Below are 1,568 nucleotides of genomic sequence, written 5' to 3' on the forward strand. Positions count from 1 at the left end.
AGGAAACATCTGATTCTGGCGCGAGCCGTTGCTAGCAAACGCCACCGACACTGACAGGAATGCCCCACTTCGTGGCCTTCCATGCTGCACAGATAGTGCAGACCAAGAGGAAAACCGTGGGACGTCAGGGCTCCGGCATCGATGTTCCCAGCATTGCTTTTCATCATGCTCGAAACATCGCGCCTATGACCGACAGCGCTGCCTTTGTCGGGATGAACACCCGTGTGCGAAACGCAATGATTTCCGTAAAGCAGCCGATGCTCTTGAGCCAAGGCAGCTGTTCAGGCGGGACCCCCACGATTTCATAGCGCTGCTCGCCTGCCACGCGGGAGCATTTCAAGGTCGCCTCGAAGGGCTGATTGATCGGGACTGTCCGGCCTTCGCCGAGCGACCTGATGATCATTTCCGGGCTGAGTTCAACGGTGGAGGCAATGTCGAATTTCTCGAGCAGCTTCGCCACGTCGAGTTCGTGGACCATACGGCCGAGCCAGCTTCTGCCCTCTTCGTCCACGATCCGCCGGACCTCCAGATAGTCGATAGGCAGGCTCGACCAGATCGGCAGGAGAAGTCCGGTCGCAAGGTACACGGTCTCCGTCGTTAGCCGTTCGGCAAGCTCCGCAACCTCGCTTTGCCACAGCTTCTCGAAGGTCCTGCGCGGGACTTCCTCCCATGCGGATTCGGCGAGGTCATCGAAGTGGTGGTATTCGCGGCGAAGCGGACGGTGGAGGATAACCCGCCGGATCAAATCCCCCTGTTCTGTCATGAAGTGCCGCGAAGGTTCGGCCAAGGCCGCCTTCCCGCTCTTGATATTGTGGAGCAGAATGCAGCCGTCGGCATAGTCGCGGCGCTCAAGGACACGCTCAAGCGAGATCGGCCGTGCTCTGGTCTTGAGGGCTAGCTGCAGCAAATGCGACGTGGCGCCGGTTCGCTCATCGGTCCGAAGGACTATGTCCTCGACAATATCGGCCTGTTCAACCCGCAGGGTTTCGACGCCAACATCGAGCGATCCGGCCTCGCGCGCTGCTGACACCCGCGCTTCGACCAACCCCAGAAACTCCTCGAAGATCGCATTCTGCATCCCGATCGGCAGCGCGAGGATGCGATTGAGCCAGCGCTGGATCGGCGGAAGGTCCTCTTCGAGCACGCCATCGTCGGAGACGATCTTGAGCCCACTGCGGCGCTGAAAATCGATCAGCGTAGCGCTCTTGAGCTTGCCGTCCGCCAGCAAGGCAAACCATGTCGAGAGGGCCGCCTTGGCATATTCGCTCTCGAGATTGTCGGCAGGGTCAAACAGGTTCTGCCCGCCCGTCTGGCGTTGGCCCCGAGTAAGCGCGCCGAGGCTATCGAGCCTGCGCGCAATGGTGCTGGTGAACCGCAGTTCCCCCTTGCAGTTCGTGGTCACAGGCCGGAACAGCGGCGTGTTGGCTTGATGCGTCCGGTGCGTTCGGCCCAGCCCCTGGATGGCCCGGTCGGCTCGCCATCCAGGCTCCAGCAGGAAGTGGATGCGCCGCTTCTGGCAAGTTGCATCGAGGCTGGCGTGATAGGACCGCCCGGTGCCGCCCGCATCA

At 61.4% G+C, this 1,568-nt stretch carries 1 protein-coding gene; it reads right to left on the reverse strand.

The features are described from left to right. Positions 1-163 precede the first annotated feature (163 nt). The coding region (locus tag C0456_RS20490; RefSeq protein WP_291056543.1) for a strawberry notch C-terminal domain-containing protein at positions 164-1,568 on the reverse strand (1,405 nt) is incomplete at its 5' end.

It is taken from the genome of Hyphomonas sp. (assembly GCF_013823385.1).
GTDB lineage: Bacteria > Pseudomonadota > Alphaproteobacteria > Caulobacterales > Hyphomonadaceae > Hyphomonas.